The organism is Streptomyces sp. 796.1 (assembly GCF_047525675.1).
Classification (GTDB): Bacteria; Actinomycetota; Actinomycetes; order Streptomycetales; family Streptomycetaceae; genus Streptomyces.
Map to the genome: position 1 here is coordinate 89292 of NZ_JBLIWA010000019.1, position 14299 is coordinate 103590.

The window sequence follows — 14299 nt, forward strand, 5'->3', positions numbered from 1 at the left end:
TCCCTCCGCTCCGCGCCGTCAAGCGTCCGGAAGCCGTACGTTTTACGTATAACTAAGTCCCGCCATACGTACCATGGCCGCTGGCGGCGGGTCTACTCGGAAAGGCGGGCCGCCCGCCCCGGCGCTGCTCGGCCGGCCACCGGCAAACAGCAGCGGCGGTCGCTGACACCGCCGGCGGTGACGGTCGGCAGGCTCCGAAGGCGAGGCGAACGAACGGCGGGTCCGATCGCGGTGGCCGGTCGGCTCGGCAGATCTGGGAGCCGAAGGCAGCCAGGGCGCGCAGGCGCCAAAGGCAGTCGGCAGCCCCGGTCGCCGAAGGCGGTCGGCGCGGGCAGGCACCCCAGGCGGCCCCGCCCGAAGGTCGCGGCCGAGGCGGCCAGCCGGTGGTCGCGTCCGGGGCACCCGCCGACGGTCGGCACCGCGCAGGGACCGGGCTACGGCCCCGGCACCCACCGCGGCACTCGGGACGGAAGAGCAAGGCGAGGCGGACCATGAACCTGGCACGGGAACGGGCACGGCGCGGAGACGGACGACGGTGACGGAAACGACGGGCCCCGGCCCCGAACACGTTCCGCCCGCGGCGGGGCGCACCGCCGCGGACCCGGACGCGGCCCGCCCCGCTCCCCCGCGCCTGCCGCCCACCCGGGCCGCCACGGGCCGCCCCACCAGCCGGGACGTGGCGCGCGCCGCGGGCGTCTCGCAGGCGACCGTGTCCCTGGTGCTCGGCGACAAGTGGCGCGGCCGGGTGTCGCCCGGCACGGCACAGGCCGTACGGCAGGCCGCGCGGGACCTCGGCTACCGGCCCAACCTGGCCGCCCGGCACCTGCGCCTCGGGCGCGCCCGTACGGCACTCCTCGTGGTGCCGGCGCTGAGCAGCGAGTTCTTCGCCCGGGTGTACACCGGCGCCGCCGAGGTCGCCGCGGCGCACGACGTCGGCGTGGTGCTCTACCCGTCGCCCGAGGGGGTCGGCCCGGCCCCCGACCCGTTCGGCCCGGCGCGGGCCGCGCTCGACGGGGTCATCGCCTCGTCCATGGCGGCCGATGCGCTGGCGGCCCTGCGCGGCGACGGGCTGCCGCTGGTCATGCTCGACAGCGACCCGGACCGCGCCGGGTCCGCCGCCACCGTGAACGTGGACATCGCGGCCGGCATGCGGCAGTTGACGGAGCACCTGCTCGCCCTCGGCCACCGCCGTCTGGTGCACGTCGCCGCCGCGGTGGACTCCTGGACCTTCCGGGTACGCGCCGGGGCGCTGGCCACGGCGCTCGGCGGGGTGCCGGGGGCGAGCGTGCACACCGAGCCGGCGCCACTGTCCGTCGCCGGCGGACTGAGCGCGGCCGAGCGCGCCCTGACCCGCCCCGGCCCCCGCCCCACGGCGCTGGTCTGCGACGACGACGTGCTGGCCGCGGGCGCGTGCAAGGCCGTACGGCGGCTCGGGCTGCGGGTGCCGCACGACGTCTCGGTCACCGGCTTCGACGACATCTCGCTGGCGACCGCGGTCGATCCCGAACTGACGACGGTACGGCTGCCCGCCGAGGCGGTGGGGGCGGCCGGCATGCGCGCCCTGCTCACGGTGGTGGACGGCGGCGTGGCCGAGGTGACCACCCTGCCGGTCGAGCTGGTCACCCGCACATCGACGGCCCCACCACCCACACCTGCCTGACCCCTCGGGGCTGCCCTGACGACCACGCGCCCCGGCACACGGGGGTGAGCCGTGTGCCGGGGCGCCGGATGATGCTTGCGGGCTGCGGCCCGCCGCGGGCTACTCCGCGGCGTCGTCCTGGTCGGCCGCGTCCGGTTCGCCCTTCGGGGTCTTGTCCGCCTTGTCGGCGGCACCCTTGGCGGCGCCCTTCGTCTTGCCGGCCGGCTTGTCGTCGGACGCCTCGTCCGCGGCGCCGGCCGCATCGCCGTCGGCCGTGGTCCCGTCCGCGGCGTCGTCGGCCGCCGGGGCGTCCGCGCCGTCCTCCTCAAGCAGCCGGGCGAGCTGGCTGCCGAGCAGGCGCTTGAACTTGCGCTGCTGGGGGCGGGTCCGGTCGAGCACCGCGACCTCTAGCTGTTCGGCGGTCAGGCTGCGCTCGCCACCGTTGTTGTCGCGCGAGAGCGACTCCACGGCGAGCTTCAGCGCCTCACCCAGGGTCATGCCGTCGCGGTGCCGCTGATCGAGGTAGCTACCGATCTGATCGGAGTTGCCACCGACGGCCACCGAACCGTGCTCGTCCACGATCGAACCATCGTGCGGGAGGCGGTAGATCTGGTCGTCCTCCGGCCCCGGCCCGACCTCGGCGACGATCAGCTCGACCTCGTACGGCTTCTCGGCGTTGCTGGAGAAGATGGTGCCGAGCGTCTGTGCGTACACGTTGGCGAGGCCGCGGGCGGTCACGTCCTCACGGTGGTACGTGAAGCCGCGCAGGTCCGCGTAGCGCACCCCGCCGATGCGCAGGTTCTCGAACTCGTTGTACTTGCCGACCGCCGCGAAGGCGATCCGGTCGTAGATCTCGCTGACCTTGTGCAGCGCCCGGGACGGGTTCTCGGCCACGAAGACGATGCCGTCGGTGTACTGGAGCACGACGACGCTACGGCCCCGCGCGATGCCCTTGCGGGCGTACTCGGCGCGGTCGGCCATGGCCTGCTGGGGTGAGACATAGAACGGCGTCGACACCGGCTATCCGTCCCTTTCTGTCAGTGGCGAATGCATTGGCGGACCTTCCCTGCCCGTCAGAGGACGTCGGCCCGGGGGCCGTCCGGCTGTTGCAGTCGCCGGTCGTAGACGGCCCGCGCGATGTCGGACACCTCGGACTCGGCGAGGCGCCTGAAGCCCTCGTCGGTGATGACGGTGACGATCGGGTAGATGCGCCGGGCCAGGTCGGGCCCACCGGTGGCGGAGTCGTCGTCCGCCGCGTCGTAGAGCGCCTGCACCACGGCGGTGGCGGCCTGCTCTTCCGTCAGGTCGGCGCGGTAGAGCTTCTTGAGCGCGCCGCGGGCGAAGACCGAGCCCGAGCCGGTGGCCGCGAAGCCGTGCTCTTCGGAGCGCCCGCCGGTGACGTCGTACGAGAAGATGCGGCCCTTGCCGCGGTCCACGTCCCAGCCGGTGAACAGCGGCACCACGGCCAGGCCCTGCATCGCCATGCCGAGGTTGCCGCGGATCATGGTGGAGAGCCGGTTGGCCTTGCCCTCCAGGGAGAGCTGGACGCCCTCGACCTTCTCGAAGTGCTCAAGCTCCAACTGGAAGAGCTTGACCATCTCGACGGCGAGCCCGGCCGTGCCGGCGATGCCCACCGCCGAGTACTCGTCGGCCGGGAAGACCTTCTCGATGTCGCGCTGGGCGATGACGTTGCCCATCGTGGCCCTGCGGTCACCGGCGAGCACCACGCCGCCGGCGAAGGTGGCCGCCACGATCGTCGTCCCGTGCGGGGCCTCGACGACGCCGCGCACCTCGGGCAGCGGGCGGTTGCCCGGCAGCAACTCGGGCGCGTGGTCGCCGAGGAAGTCCATGAACGAGGAGGACCCGGGCGTCAGGAAGGGTGCAGGTAGACGCCCAGTGATACGAGTGTTGGCTTCCACAAGTTTCCTTCCAGATATGCGACGGCCCGGCGGCGAGCCCCCCGGGCCACCTCAACGTCCCCATGGCCACATCGCGGTTGAGCACCGTACGTCCGGGACCCTACCCGCCCCATGACGTTGATCCACATGTGTGGCGGAAACGGCCGGGAGGAACACCAAGACCTCGCCCGGCCGTCGCCACCGCGGCCCGCGGCGAAGCGGACCCGCGCCCCTCCTCAGGAGGGTCGATCAGCTACGGACGGCCTACTGGCCGCCCTTCTGCACGAAGGACCGCACGAAGTCTTCGGCGTTCTCCTCCAGGACGTCGTCGATCTCGTCCAGTACGGAGTCCACGTCGTCCGAGAGCTTCTCCTGCCGCTCCTTCAGGTCCTCAGCGGCCTGCGCGTCCTGGGCCTGCTCGTCGACCTCCTCCTTGGAACGCGTCGCTCGCTGCTGCCCACCGTCGGTGTCCTTGGTCGCCATATCCCTCACCCCGCTCGGTTCGACGTACAAGATCAGACCCTACAAGCCGGGCCCGACATCGGGCCCGTACTTGCTACAACGTTCGAGAACCACCTCGATGATTCCCTGCTCACCGAGGTCTCAGACCCGCTCAGCCGCCCGACAGCACCCGGACCAGGTCCTCTGCGGTGCGACAGCGGTCCAGGAGTTCCTTGACGTGGTTGCGGGTGCCGCGCAGGGGCTCAAGCGTGGGCACCCGTTGCAGTGAGTCGCGACCCGGCAGGTCGAAGATCACCGAATCCCAGGACGCCGCCGCCACGTCGTCGGCGTACTGTTCGAGGCAGCGCCCGCGGAAGTACGCCCTGGTGTCCTCCGGCGGCTTGCGCTCGGCCCGCTCGACCTCGGCCTCGTCCAACAGGCGGGTCATCTTGCCGCGCGCCGCCAGCCGGTTGTACAGGCCCTTCTCGGGGCGTACGTCCGCGTACTGGAGGTCCACCAGGTGCAGCCGGGCCGCCTCCCAGTCCAGGCCGTCGCGGCGCCGGTAGCCCTCAAGCAGCTCGCGCTTGGCGACCCAGTCCAGCTCGCCCGCCAGGCTCATCGGATCGCGTTCCAGCCGGCCGAGCACGTCCTCCCAACGCGCGAGGACGTCCTTGGTCTGCTCGTCCGCGTCGGCGCCGTACCGATCCTCCACGTACTTGTGCGCCAACTCGAAGTACTCCATCTGGAGCTGCACCCCGGTCAGCGTGCGTCCGCTACGCAGCGTCACGAGCTGTCGCAGGGTGGGGTCGTGCGAGACCTGGTGCAGTGCACGGACCGGCTGGTCGACGGCGAGGTCGACGGCGATGAACCCGTCCTCGATCATGGAGAGCACCAGCGCGGTGGTGCCCAGCTTGAGGTACGTCGAGATCTCGGAGAGGTTGGCGTCGCCGATGATCACGTGCAGCCTGCGGTACTTCTCGGCGTCCGCGTGCGGCTCGTCCCTGGTGTTGATCAGCGGGCGCTTGAGCGTCGTCTCCAGGCCCACCTCGACCTCGAAGTAGTCCGCGCGCTGGCTGATCTGGAAGCCGTGGTCGTGGCCGTCCTGCCCGATGCCGACCCGGCCGGCGCCGGTGACCACCTGCCGGGAGACGAAGAACGGGGTGAGGTGGCGAACGATGTCCGAGAACGGCGTCGCCCGCTTCATCAGGTAGTTCTCGTGGGTGCCGTAGGAGGCGCCCTTGTTGTCCGTGTTGTTCTTGTACAGGTGGATCGGCTGGGCGCCGGGCAGCGCGGCGGCGCGCTCGGCGGCCTCGGCCATGATCCGCTCGCCCGCCTTGTCCCACAGCACGGCGTCCCTGGGGTTGGTGACCTCGGGCGCGCTGTACTCCGGGTGGGCGTGGTCCACGTACAACCGTGCACCGTTGGTGAGGATGACGTTGGCCAGGCCGATGTCCTCGTCCGTGAGCTGGCTTGAGTCCGCCGTCTCGCGGGCGAGGTCGAAGCCGCGGGCGTCCCGCAGCGGGTTCTCCTCCTCGAAGTCCCAGCGGGCGCGGCGCGCCCGGTGCATCGCCGCCGCGTAGGCGTTGACGATCTGGGACGAGGTGAGCATGGCATTGGCGTTCGGGTGGCCGGGGACGGAGATCCCGTACTCCGTCTCGATGCCCATTACTCGCCGTACGGTCATGCGGCCCTCCTTGCCCGGCGGCGCCCACCGGTGAGGTCGGCGCTCAAGTACCGCTGCGCATCCGGTGCGTATGCGGTGCCCGATCCCCACCCGCGGCGCTGCGGTACGAAGAGCCTAGAACGGCTGAGCGGCGCTGGGGAGATCATTACGGTCATTGCTCCGGTCGTTCGTTCGCCGACCGGCCGGAGAAAAGCATCCGGCTGCGGACGCCCCCAGGGTCCCCGTCGAGACGGGGATAGGACATCCGCAGCCGGAGCGCGGTTCTTACAGGTACTGGCCGGTGTTGGCCACGGTGTCGATGGACCGACCCGTGTCCGCCCCCTGCTTTCCGGTGACGAGCGTACGGATGAAGACGATCCGCTCGCCCTTCTTTCCGGAAATCCGGGCCCAGTCGTCCGGATTCGTGGTGTTCGGCAGGTCCTCGTTCTCCTTGAACTCGTCCACGCAGGCGGCGAGCAGATGGGAGACCCGAAGGCCCTTCTGGTCGTGATCGAGGAATGCCTTGATGGCCATCTTCTTGGCCCGGTCGACGATGTTTTGGATCATCGCGCCGGAATTGAAGTCCTTGAAGTACAGGACTTCCTTGTCACCATTGGCGTAGGTGACCTCAAGGAACCGGTTCTCCTCGGATTCCGCATACATCTGCTCGACGACCGACTGGATCATGCCGCTGACGGCTGCCTGCCGCGATCCGCCGTGTTCGGCCAGGTCGTCGGTGTGCACCGGCAGGGTGGCCGTGAGGTACTTCGAGAAGATGTCCTTGGCGGCCTCCGCGTCCGGCCGCTCGATCTTGATCTTCACGTCGAGTCGGCCCGGCCGCAGGATCGCCGGGTCGATCATGTCCTCGCGGTTGGAGGCGCCGATGACGATGACGTTCTCCAGGCCCTCCACGCCGTCGATCTCGGAGAGCAACTGGGGAACGATGGTGTTCTCCACGTCCGAGCTGACGCCGGAGCCACGGGTGCGGAACAGCGAGTCCATCTCGTCGAAGAAGACGATGACCGGCGTGCCCTCGCTGGCCTTCTCTCTGGCCCGCTGGAAGACCAGCCGGATGTGGCGCTCGGTCTCACCGACGTACTTGTTGAGCAGCTCCGGCCCCTTGATGTTGAGGAAGAAGCTCTTGCCCGCCGGCTTGCCGGTCACCTCGGCGACCTTCTTGGCAAGGGAGTTGGCGACGGCCTTGGCGATCAGCGTCTTGCCGCAGCCGGGCGGGCCGTAGAGCAGCACGCCCTTGGGCGGCCGGAGTTCGTGCTCCTTGAAGAGGTCGGGGTAGAGGTACGGGAGCTCGACCGCGTCCCTGATCAGCTCGATCTGGTTCCCCAGGCCGCCGATCTTGGTGTAGTCGATGTCGGGGACCTCTTCGAGGACGAGCTCTTCGACCTCGCTCTTCGGGATGACCTCGTACACGTACCCCGAGCGCGGCTCAAGGAGCAGGGCGTCGCCCGACCTGATCGTCACGTCGAGCAGTGGCTCGGCCAGTCGCACCACGCGCTCTTCGTCGGTGTGCCCGACCACCAGGGCCCGCTCGCCGTCCTCAAGGACCTCCTTGAGGGTGACGATGTCCCCGGCGCGCTCGAAGGCCATGGCCTCGACCACGTTGAGCGCCTCGTTGAGCATGACCTCCTGGCCACGCCTGAGCTCGTCGAGATCGACGCTGGGGCTGACGTTGACCCGGAGTTTCCGTCCTCCGGTGAAGATGTCTGCCGTGCCGTCCTCGTTCTGATGCAGGAAGACCCCGAAGCCGGCCGGTGGCTGGGCCAGCCGGTCGACCTCCTCCTTGAGCGCCACGATCTGATCGCGCGCCTCACGGAGGGTATTGGCGAGCCGCTCATTTTGCGCGGACACGCCTGCGAGGTTGGTCTGCAACTCGACGATCCGCTCTTCGAGAATCCTCGTGTGCCGCGGAGAGTCGGCGAGCTTGCGTCGCAGGACGGCGATTTCCTGCTCTAGATAGGCAACCTGGCCGGCTGGGTCCTCAGACCCCCGCCCCGGCCGGATGCCGCGGTTGATGTCGTCGTCGTGGGCTGCCACGGTCCTCACCTCCTCCAAGGGGAGCTGGACGCTTCCAGACCCTACCTGGGCCGGTGCAGGTTGAAACCCCTAGATCACAAACCGTTCGGGGTGTGTCCGATCTTCACCCTTGCGCACGTCCTCTCGCCTGCTGAATACCCACCCAACAACATCCGAAAGCGGGCGGTTGTATGGTCGAGATGGTCAACACCCGTCAGGGCTGGCTTCAATTGGTTCACCCCGCGCAGGAACGGCAGGCGAAATGACCGCGCAGAACACCGCGCACGACGAGGTCTCCGACACCGAAACGACGGCCGCCGCATCCGAGGCCCTTGAGGTGTGGATCGACCAGGACCTGTGTACCGGCGACGGCATCTGCGCCCAGTACGCGCCTGAGGTCTTCGAGCTCGACATCGACGGCCTGGCGTACGTCAAGGCGCCCGCGCTCGCGGGCGAGGAGGCCGAGCTGCTGTCGGCACCCGGTGCGACGGCCCCGGTGCCGTTGCCGCTGCTCATCGACGTCCGGGACTCGGCCAAGGAGTGTCCCGGCGACTGCATCCACGTACGACGGGTGGCCGACAAGGTCGAGGTGTACGGGCCCGACGCGGCCTGATCCTCTCGCCCCCCCCGCTCGACGCCCCTACTCGACGCCTCCCCTCCCTCGCTCGGTACCGGCCGCTCCCGTTTCCCTTCGCGTTCTTCGCTGTGTCCCTCTTTACGTCTGCCCAGCTCAGCGACGTGCTGACCGCTCGCTGGCCCCGTACGGCAGCGGCTGCTGCCGGGGCTGGCGGACCTGCGTCCCGGCGCTCTCGTGGGTGGGGCGGCGGCCGGCGGCGGAGCGTTGCGGTGGGCTGTGCCCGGGTGTGCACCACGGCCGGCCGTGCCGTGGGGGTGGCCTGTCGGATGGCCGGTCGGGGCGGACCGTGCGTGCTTCCCGCGGGACCGCCGCCTTGGGCGCCTGCCGGGCGTGCGGTGGTCGGCCGCGCCCGTCCTGGGCCGCCCCGGAGGTGGGTGGGAGCGGCAGGGTTACTCGTGTCGTACGGGCCCGTGGGTGGGTCGGGGGCGGCTCGCGGCGGGCGAGCTCAGTGCGGTGGGTGGGTGGTGCTCAGGGTGGTGGGTGGGTCACACCCTGAGCGGTGGGTGGGTCACACGCTGCCCGGGACGGGTGCCGCCTTCAGCTCGAACTTGCCGTTGCGCCAGCGCCAGTTGACGTCCCGCTGGAGGTCCGGGCAGCAGCGCGGGACGTCCAGCGACGAGTAGCCCACCAAGGTGGCCGAAACCGTGCCGTCGGCCACCGCGAGGCGCTGCACGCTCATCTTCTCGGTCGGTTTGAGGAAGGTGCTCACCACGCGCGGCTTGGACCCTTGCTTGCCCGCGGAGTTGCGCGCGGCGGCCACCACGTAGATCCCGCTGGGCGGAGTGCCCGCCTCCGCGTGGCAGCGCACCACGGCCACGGTCTCCGGGCGCCCGTCGCCGTCCAGGTCGCCCGAGGCGTGGCGTACGACGTCCACCGGGGCCGGTCCGCACTCCAGCGGATAGGCGACGGCGCGGGCGTCGGGGGCCGGCACCGGGCTCGGTGGCGGGGTTGCGGCGGCCTCGGGGGTCGCCTTGGCGTCCGAGGGTTGGAAGGCGATCGCGCCGGTGACGACGGCTCCGAGGGCGAGCGCGGTGGTGATCCAGTGCACCCAGCGGGTGCGGGTGTGAGGGAGGCCAGGTCCGGGGGCCGCATCGGGCGCAGGGGTGGACGCAGGGCCTGCCGAGGGCTGCACGCGGATAACTCCTGTGAGCGTCGTGGCGTCGGGGGTGGCCAGCATGGTGCCACACGTCACAGCCGGCGGATACAGCCGGGTGGGGGACGGGGGCACCTGGAGAACGAAGCGGCGCCGCCGACGGTTCCCCGGTGGGAAGTCGTCGGCGGCGCCGGGTAGTTCACGGTGGAGCGTCAGCCAGCTACCGATGCGCCGCGCGCGCCGGGCGCGCGCGGTGGTTCCGTGCGCCGGTGGTGGCCGGGTGGCCGTGGCCTGGCCGGTCGAACCGGTCGCGCCCGTTGGACTGGTCGCGCCGGTGCGGCTGGTCGCGCCGGTGGGATCGTTGGATCAGGCGTCGGTCGCCGTGGAATCGGTGTCCTTGCCCGCCGAGCCGCCGGCGGAACCGGCTGCCCGGCCGTTGGACTGGCCAGCGGTCTGGTCGCGGCCGGGGCCGGTGTAGTCCTCGCCGTACGCGCCCTTGGCCGGGCGGCGGCGGCGCAGCGGCGGCTCGACCCCGTCGGCCAGGCGGCGGGCGGTGAGCAGGAAGCCGGTGTGCCCGATCATGCGGTGGTCGGGGCGGACGGCCAGGCCCTCCACGTGCCAGGTGCGGACCATGGTCTCCCAGGCCGACGGCTCGTTGAAGGTGCCGTGCTCGCGGATCGCCTCGACGGTGCGGGCGAGCTGGGTGGTGGTGGCGACGTACGCACACAGGATGCCGCCGGGCACCAGCGCCTTGGAGACGGCCTCCAGGCACTCCCAGGGTGCCAGCATGTCCAGGATGACCCGGTCGACGTCGGTGTCCGACAGGTTGTCCTGGAGGTCGCCGACGGTGAGCTGCCAGGCGGGGTGCGGTCCGCCGAAGTAGCGCTCGACGTTCTGGGTGGCGATCTCGGCGAAGTCGGCGCGGCGCTCGTAGGAGTGCAGCATTCCCTGGTCGCCGATGGCGCGCAGCAGGAAGCTGCTGAGCGAGCCCGAGCCCACCCCCGCCTCGACGACCCGGGCCCCGGGGAAGATGTCGGCCATCGCCAGGATCTGCCCCGCGTCCTTGGGGTAGACCACGGCGGCTCCGCGCGGCATGGACAGGACGTAGTCGGGGAGCAGCGGGCGCAGCGCGAGGTAGGCGACGTTCCCGGTGGTACGGACAACACTGCCCTCGGGAGCACCGATCAGCTCGTCGTGCGGGAAGGCACCCTTGTGGGTGTGGAAGCTCTTCCCGGCTTCGAGCGTGAAGGTGTAGTGGCGTCCCTTGGGGTCGGTGAGCTGGACCTGGTCCCCGACCTGGAAGGGCCCGCGACGGCGGGCGGCACCGGTCGGTTCGGACATGTGACCAGCCTACCGGTCTGACGCGGGACCGCCGACCGGCCCCGGTAGGGCCCCGGTGTGGGCCCGGGCCCCGGCGGGCCGGCGGGGCGACTGGGGTGCGGGGCGGCCCACCGCACGTACGGCGGTGATCGGGCGCGCACGGGCGCGTACGGAGCGTTCCGGGGGCCGCAGCCGGACCAGGCGGGGCGGGCGGGCCAGCCGGGGCGAGCGGCGGACGGGGCGCGGCCCTGGGCTAGAAGGGGCGGGCCATCGCGGCCATGAAGGCGCGCTCCACGTCGACGGTGGAGAGCACTCCGTAGATCTCGCCGGTCTCCTCGACGACCAGGTATTCGGTGGCGGGGGTGGCCCGCAGGGTCTCCAGGAGTTGTTCGCCGGTCAGCTCGGCGGAGACGCGCATGCCCTCCTTGAGGTCCTGGGCGAGGCCGCTGACCGCGACCCAGGGGCGGCGGTGTTCGGGGATGCCGACGATGGCGGCCTCGCGGACCAGGGCGGTCGGGGCGCCCTGGCCGTCGACCACGACCAGCGCCCTGGCCCCGGCCTCGTTGGCGCGGCGCAGCGCCTCGGAGAGCGGGGTGTCGGCGGTGACCGGCACCGCGCGCCGGGTGAGGGTGCGGGCCCGCAGGTCCGGAAGGCGCTCGCGGAGCCTGGCCATCCGCAGGCTGTTGCCGGCGCCGGTCCAGATGATGGCGGCCAGGATGGCGGCGAGCAGCGCGTCGGTGAGGGAGTCCACGCTGCCGAAGCCGTCGGTGTCGCCGAAGCCGCCGGAGTGGGTGATCAGCGGCAGGCCGATCAGCACCGCGACCGCGAGCGCGCGGCCGGTCCAGGCCGCGGCGATGGTGCCGGTCATCGGCTTGCCGCTGATCTTCCAGACCACGGCCCGCAGCATCCGCCCGCCGTCCAGCGGCAGGCCGGGCAGCAGGTTGAAGGCGGCCACGATCAGGTTGGAGATCATCAGGCCGGCGAGCAGCACGCCCGGCACGGTGCCCGATTCCACGGTCTGCATGCCCAGGTAGAACAGGCCGGCGAGGACCAGCGAGAGCAGCGGTCCGACGAAGGCGAGGACGAACTCGCGCCCGGGCGTCTCCGACTCCTTCTCGATCTCCGATACGCCGCCGAAGAACTGCAACTGGATGCGGCGCACCGGCAGTTTGAAGCGCAGGGCGGCCACCGTGTGGGCCAGTTCGTGCACCAGGACCGACGCGTAGAAGGCGATGGCGAAGAAGAGCGAGACCAGGTAGCGCGCGGTGCCGAGCTCCGGCAGCACGCGGTCGAGCTGGCCGCCGAACACCCAGGTGATCAGGGCCGCCACCAGGAACCAGCTCGGCGCGACGTAGACCGGGACGCCGAACGGCCGGCCCATCAAAAAGCCGCCGCCGACCTCCTTGGGCCGCTCGGGCCTGCGGTCCCCGGGCTCGGTCGGGTGGTCCGGCCCCCCGCTGCCGGACTGCCGCTGCCCGCTGTTGTCCACGGTGTCCTCTCGTCTGTGCGTTCCTCGTGCCGCCGACGCTGCCGCGCGGCCATCTGGCGTGAGGTGTTCTGCCGTCGATGGTATGCGTCTGCCTGGGCTTCGCTCGGCCTCGGCTCCCCCTTTACCCGCACGGGGTCCCGCGCCCTCGCCCGTAACGGGGCCCCGCAGGGGGTCCGCCGGCGCGTGGCCCGGGCGGTGGGGGCCGTTCGCAGGGCGCATGCCCGGCGGGGCCGGGGATGATGCGCGGGTCCCGTGTGGTCCACCGGTGGTCGGTCGCCTCGATTGTCAGTGCGGGGCCGTAAGGTCGGCGCCATGGGAACCACGGAGCAGACGGAACGTACGGACCAGACGGGGCGGCCGGATCGGGCGGCGTCGCGGGCGCCGCTGTCGTCTTCGCTGTCGCCGTCGCGGGCGGCGGACTTCATGCGCTGCCCGCTGCTGTACCGCTTCCGCGTGATCGACAAGTTGCCGGAGAAGCCGAGCCCGGCCGCCACCCGGGGCACGGTGGTGCACGCCGTCCTTGAGCGGCTCTTCGACTCCCCGGCGGCCGACCGTACGGCGCCGCGGGCGCGGTCCATGGTGCCCGGCGAGTGGGAGCGCCTGCTGGCCGCGAAGCCGGAGCTCGCCGCGCTGTTCGCCACGGACGACGGCGGCCAGGACACGGAGCGGTTGGCGGGCTGGCTGCGCGAGGCGGAGCAGTTGGTCGAGCGGTGGTTCACGCTGGAGGACCCGACCCGGCTTGAGCCCGCCGAGCGCGAGCTGTACGTGGAGACGGAGCTGGAGTCGGGCCTGACGCTGCGTGGCTACATCGACCGGGTGGACGTGGCGCCCACCGGGGAGGTGCGGGTCGTCGACTACAAGACGGGCCGGGCGCCGTCCCCGCAGTACCGGGGCGACGCACTGTTCCAGATGACGTTCTACGCGCTGGTGCTGTGGCGGCTGCGCGGCGTGGTGCCCAAGCGGCTCCAGCTCGTCTACCTGGGCAGTGGCGACGTGCTGACGTACGACCCGGAGGCGGCGGAGCTGCTGGCGCTCGAACGCAAGCTGCTGGCGCTGTGGGCGGCGATCCGGGAGGCGACCGAGACGGGGAACTGGCAGCCGCGGCAGACCAAGCTGTGCGGCTGGTGCGACCACCAGGCGGTGTGCCCCGAGTTCGGCGGCACTCCCCCGCCGTACCCCCTCAAGGTCATCCCCGCGCAGTCCGACCCGGCGCGTCAGGGCAGAATGGGCCAGGTCTAACGAAGGAGATCCCGTGGCTATCCGCGTCCTGCTCGTCGATGACCAACCGCTGTTGCGCACCGGCTTCCGGATGATCCTGGAGGCCGAGCAGGACCTCGCGGTCGTGGGCGAGGCCGGCGACGGCCTCCAGGCCCTGGACCAGGTCAGGGCCCTTCAGCCGGACGTCGTCCTGATGGACATCCGGATGCCCCGGATGGACGGGGTGGAGGCCACCCGGCAGATCACCGGCCCCGGGCGGGACGGGCCGGCCAAGGTGCTGGTGCTGACCACCTTCGATCTCGACGAGTACGTGGTGGAGGCGCTGCGCGCCGGGGCCAGCGGCTTCCTGCTGAAGGACGCGCCGGCCAACGAGCTGGTGCAGGCGATCCGGGTGGTGGCCGCGGGCGAGGCCATGCTGGCCCCCAGCGTCACCCGTCGGCTGCTGGACAAGTACGCGGATCACCTGCCGTCGGGCGAGGAGCAGGTGCCCGACACGCTGCACACCCTGACCGACCGCGAGGTCGAGGTCCTCAAGCTGGTGGCCCGCGGGCTGTCCAACGCGGAGATCGCCGCCGATCTGTTCGTCAGCGAGACCACGGTCAAGACCCACGTGGGCCACGTCCTCACCAAGCTCGGCCTGCGGGACCGGGTGCAGGCGGCGGTGTACGCGTACGAGAGCGGGCTGGTCCGGCCGGGAGCGCAGTAGCGGTAGCGGCGCGGCGCCGCAGGCGCCCGGAGCCCAGTAGGCGCCCGGCACCGGCACCACCTGCCGGCAGGGCCGCTGCCCATCAGCGCGATAGCGCCAAAGCGCCCCCGGCCCCGCAGCATCGAAGCGCTGCGGGGCCGGGGGCGCACGTATCGAAGCGCCGC

The 14299-nt window shown here is 71.6% G+C and carries 12 protein-coding genes; 4 read left to right on the forward strand and 8 right to left on the reverse strand.

Going from position 1 to position 14299, the window contains the following annotated elements; translation table 11 throughout:
• Positions 1-631: 631 nt before the first annotated feature.
• Entirely contained in the window at positions 632-1660 is a 1029-nt protein-coding gene (locus ACMA1D_RS15050; RefSeq protein WP_414724535.1) for a LacI family DNA-binding transcriptional regulator, read from the forward strand.
• A gap of 99 nt (positions 1661-1759) precedes the next feature.
• Here the strand turns inward: ACMA1D_RS15050 and prcA are convergent, their stop codons facing one another.
• The 5 genes from prcA to arc all read right to left on the reverse strand — a co-directional run bounded on the left by prcA (position 1760) and on the right by arc (position 7693).
• Entirely contained in the window at positions 1760-2656 is an 897-nt protein-coding gene (gene prcA, locus ACMA1D_RS15055) for a proteasome subunit alpha (protein WP_414724471.1), read from the reverse strand.
• A gap of 56 nt (positions 2657-2712) precedes the next feature.
• Positions 2713-3558, reverse strand: coding sequence for a proteasome subunit beta (gene prcB / locus ACMA1D_RS15060; protein WP_414724472.1), 846 nt, complete (start codon positions 3556-3558; stop codon positions 2713-2715).
• A 243-nt stretch (positions 3559-3801) separates the two neighbouring features.
• On the reverse strand, positions 3802-4020 hold the full coding sequence (locus tag ACMA1D_RS15065) for a ubiquitin-like protein Pup (protein WP_176164861.1): 219 nt from the start codon (positions 4018-4020) through the stop codon (positions 3802-3804).
• Between the two features lie 130 nt (positions 4021-4150).
• Positions 4151-5662, reverse strand: a complete 1512-nt coding sequence (gene dop / locus ACMA1D_RS15070) for a depupylase/deamidase Dop (protein WP_414724473.1) — start codon at positions 5660-5662, stop codon at positions 4151-4153.
• A gap of 264 nt (positions 5663-5926) precedes the next feature.
• Positions 5927-7693, reverse strand: coding sequence for a proteasome ATPase (gene arc / locus ACMA1D_RS15075; RefSeq protein WP_414724474.1), 1767 nt, complete (start codon positions 7691-7693; stop codon positions 5927-5929).
• A gap of 241 nt (positions 7694-7934) precedes the next feature.
• Here arc and ACMA1D_RS15080 point away from each other — a divergent pair, with 241 nt between their 5' ends.
• Positions 7935-8285: a ferredoxin gene (locus tag ACMA1D_RS15080; protein WP_414724475.1), complete on the forward strand. Its 351-nt coding sequence runs from the start codon at positions 7935-7937 to the stop codon at positions 8283-8285.
• A 532-nt stretch (positions 8286-8817) separates the two neighbouring features.
• Here ACMA1D_RS15080 and ACMA1D_RS15085 read toward each other — a convergent pair.
• The 3 genes from ACMA1D_RS15085 to ACMA1D_RS15095 form a co-directional block, all read right to left on the reverse strand.
• Positions 8818-9441, reverse strand: coding sequence for a hypothetical protein (locus ACMA1D_RS15085; RefSeq protein ID WP_414724476.1), 624 nt, complete (start codon positions 9439-9441; stop codon positions 8818-8820).
• Between the two features lie 327 nt (positions 9442-9768).
• Entirely contained in the window at positions 9769-10743 is a 975-nt protein-coding gene (locus ACMA1D_RS15090; RefSeq protein ID WP_414724477.1) for a tRNA (adenine-N1)-methyltransferase, read from the reverse strand.
• A gap of 232 nt (positions 10744-10975) precedes the next feature.
• Entirely contained in the window at positions 10976-12211 is a 1236-nt protein-coding gene (locus ACMA1D_RS15095; RefSeq protein WP_414724478.1) for a site-2 protease family protein, read from the reverse strand.
• A gap of 312 nt (positions 12212-12523) precedes the next feature.
• On the opposite strand from ACMA1D_RS15095, the gene ACMA1D_RS15100 reads away from it, so the two are divergent.
• Complete coding sequence (locus ACMA1D_RS15100) at positions 12524-13450, forward strand: RecB family exonuclease (protein WP_414724479.1); 927 nt, start codon at positions 12524-12526, stop codon at positions 13448-13450.
• 13 nt (positions 13451-13463) lie between these two features.
• Entirely contained in the window at positions 13464-14135 is a 672-nt protein-coding gene (locus ACMA1D_RS15105) for a response regulator (protein WP_414724480.1), read from the forward strand.
• The last annotated feature ends 164 nt before the right edge of the window (positions 14136-14299 follow it).

Bases quoted from the DNA above. Each gene is read 5' to 3' on its own strand.
- ACMA1D_RS15100 (WP_414724479.1), top strand. From the start codon at position 12,524: ATGGGAACCACGGAGCAGACGGAACGTACGGACCAGACGGGGCGGCCG.
- ACMA1D_RS15065 (WP_176164861.1), bottom strand. From the start codon at position 4,020: ATGGCGACCAAGGACACCGACGGTGGGCAGCAGCGAGCGACGCGTTCC.
- ACMA1D_RS15090 (WP_414724477.1), bottom strand. From the start codon at position 10,743: ATGTCCGAACCGACCGGTGCCGCCCGCCGTCGCGGGCCCTTCCAGGTC.
- dop (WP_414724473.1), bottom strand. From the start codon at position 5,662: ATGACCGTACGGCGAGTAATGGGCATCGAGACGGAGTACGGGATCTCC.
- ACMA1D_RS15080 (WP_414724475.1), top strand. From the start codon at position 7,935: ATGACCGCGCAGAACACCGCGCACGACGAGGTCTCCGACACCGAAACG.